This is a genomic window from Zooshikella ganghwensis, assembly GCF_018263875.1.
GTDB classification, from domain to species: domain Bacteria; phylum Pseudomonadota; class Gammaproteobacteria; order Pseudomonadales; family Zooshikellaceae; genus Zooshikella; species Zooshikella ganghwensis.
In genome coordinates this window covers 1-2,777 of sequence record NZ_JAEVHG010000052.1, presented here as the reverse complement: position 1 = coordinate 2,777, position 2,777 = coordinate 1, and the positions used below count along the sequence as shown (strand labels likewise).

4 protein-coding genes are annotated in these 2,777 nt (G+C 44.8%); all 4 read left to right on the top strand.

Features of this window, described 5'->3' with window-relative positions; genetic code table 11:
• Nucleotides 1-686: hypothetical protein (locus tag KHS79_RS25700; protein ID WP_212723013.1), on the top strand; the 686-nt coding region annotated here is incomplete at its 5' end.
• Entirely contained in the window at nt 683-2,302 is a 1,620-nt protein-coding gene (locus KHS79_RS25695; RefSeq protein ID WP_212723012.1) for a DEAD/DEAH box helicase, read from the top strand. The genes KHS79_RS25700 and KHS79_RS25695, both read left to right, overlap by 4 nt.
• 2 nt (nt 2,303-2,304) lie before the next feature.
• Entirely contained in the window at nt 2,305-2,529 is a 225-nt protein-coding gene (locus tag KHS79_RS25690) for a hypothetical protein (protein ID WP_094787761.1), read from the top strand.
• Between the two features lie 12 nt (nt 2,530-2,541).
• A partial coding sequence (locus tag KHS79_RS25685; RefSeq protein ID WP_212723011.1) for a hypothetical protein occupies nt 2,542-2,777 on the top strand: 236 nt, incomplete at its 3' end.

The following is a 2,777-nucleotide window of genomic DNA, read 5'->3' as shown; positions in this document are numbered from 1 at the left end:
GGCATATCATCGAAATGAAAACCCACAGCGAAAAAAGTTTTAAATCGTTGGAAAAAGACGGCGTACAAAAAAGCAAACCGCAGCACTTTACCCAGATGCAAGTGTATATGCACCTGCAGCAAATCGATCGGGCTTATTATATTGCGGTGAACAAAAACACGGATGCGTTGTATGGCGAACGGGTTAAATACGACAAATCCTATGCTGAAAACACGTTAGCTAAAGCCGCCCGGATTATTGCCAGTGATCGGCCCTTGGAAAAATTAAATGATGATCCCAGCTGGTACGAGTGCAAACTCTGCGATCATCATGCTATTTGTCATGGTGAGCAAGTCCCTGCAGTTAATTGCCGAACCTGTTTGCATGCATCAGCGGTTGATCATGGCCAATGGCATTGTGCGCGCTTTAATTTAGTGATCCCCGAACATAATCAACGCGTTGGCTGTCAGGCCCATTTATTTATTCCAGATTTAATTAAGAGCTTTGCGGAAGTGATTGACAGTGGTGAATACTGGATTCGTTATCGTCTAAAAAAATCTGGGGAATGTTTTATCACAGGCGAAGCACCCGAGCAGTTTAAAAGTGGTGAATTACGCGCAGTCGAAGATAAAACCTTATTAACCGACCACCACATTCATACTTTACGCACGACATTTAATGCCCAGTTAGTGGAGGACGCGGCATGAAATTACGCTGGTATCAGGACGAATCCTTAAGCGCTATTTATCAGTATTGGCAACAACAGCAAGGTAATCCCTTGGTCTGTGTACCCACCGGGGGCGGTAAATCAGTGATTATTGCTGAATTTATTCGTCGGGTGATGCAGTTTCCCAACCAACGGGTACTTATGCTCAGCCATGTCAAAGAGATCCTGGAACAAAATTACGCGAAATTAAATCAGCTCTGGCCCACCTGCCCTTCCGGTATTTATTCGGCCAGTTTAAGGCGTAAAGATCACCAGGCGGATGTGTTATTTGCCGGGATTCAATCGGTGTATAACAAAGCGTTTGATTTAGGACCCTTTAATATCATTATCGTCGATGAGTGCCATTTAATTAATGCCGGTAAAGACGACAGTATGTATACCTGCTTTTTAAATGACGCGAAATTAATGAATCCCTTGGTAAAATTAGTCGGTTTTACCGCCACGCCCTATCGCATGAAAACAGGGTTATTAACCGAAGGTGAAGGTGCGTTATTTAATGAGGTGGTGTACAACGTCGATATTCAAAAACTCATTGATCAAGGCTTTTTATCCCCATTAATTTCACAACCTGGCACCGAGCAAATTGATTTAACCAACGTCAGTATTCGCCAGGGTGAGTTTGTCACGCGAGATTTAGAAAAGGCGTTAAATGCCCAGGACCTTACCCGCAAAGCGTTAAAAGAAATCAGCGAGTGGGGACAGGATCGTAAAGCCTGGTTAATTTTCGGGGTGTCGGTGAATCACTGCCTACAGATTATTACCATGCTCAAAGACCATGGTATACAGGCCGAGTGTGTGCATGGTCAAACGCCTATTGGTTTACGCTCGCAACTCATTGAAGACTATAAACAAGGCCGTATTCGTTGTCTGGTCAGCCAAGGTGTTTTAACCACCGGCTTTGATGCACCACGCACCGATTTAATTGCCATTTTACGCGCCATTCATTCCCCTGGTTTGTACGTGCAGATTCTCGGGCGTGGCTTACGTATTTCACCGGAGACGGATAAAACCGATTGCCTGGTGTTGGATTATGGTGACAACATCGAGCGTCATGGACCGATTGATAATATTCAGCCACCCAAATCGAAGGTTAAAAAAGACGGGGCCGCTGGTGAAGCACCCACCAAACAATGCCCCAAGTGTGAGTCGCTGTTGCAAGCTATTTTGCGGGAATGTCCTAGCTGTGGGTATGCCTTTTCAGCCAGTGAATCTTTACCTCACAATGATCAAGCATCCAAAGGTGCACTGTTAAAATCACAAATTAAACCGGTGTGGCTCAGTGTTACCGATGTGTCGTATAGCATTCACCGTAAATTAAATGCGCCACCGTCATTAAAAGTCACCTATCGCTGTGGCTTTGAGTTTGTGAACGAATGGGTGTGCTTCGAACATAAAGGCTATGCCAAAGCCAAAGCGGCGAAATGGTGGTTTAAACGCGCCGGTTTAGGTGGACAACTACCCCGCTCCACCGAAGAAGCCCTGCAGGATGCGCCGACGTTAAAAATACCTAACGCCATACAAGTCAGCCAAGCCGATAAATACCCACATATATTAAATTACGATTTTTCCGAATCACCTCAACAGGCGAGTGCTTAATCATGGAAATTTGTCGTACTTTTTTATCGAAAAAATCCGCAAAAACCATTCATCGCGCACAACAATATATTCACTATTACCAGCTTGCGAAAAAGCGACGACCACCGTGTATTACTGTTCATCCGGATGAATATCAAGCATTAAAAAATGATATGGCCCAGTGCCACCATCAACCCCCGTTCACCCTGCAAGGCGTACCTGTCAAAGCCGTGAATACGGTCCACTGAGGAGACTTGAGCATGTTAATTTTAACCTTTCGCCGTTCAGAAAGAGCCTTTATCAACGAGCATACAATTCTGACTTTCGCTGAAAAAGATTACCAACATAACGCCCGGATTACGATTAAAAGTCCTCAGCTCGATTATAACCAGTGGCTCAGTATTGGCGACACACTCACACTGGAAACCTTACCCTTAACGATTGTGCTCCTGGAAAGAAATAGTCGTCACCAAATTCGTATTGGTTTTGATGCGCC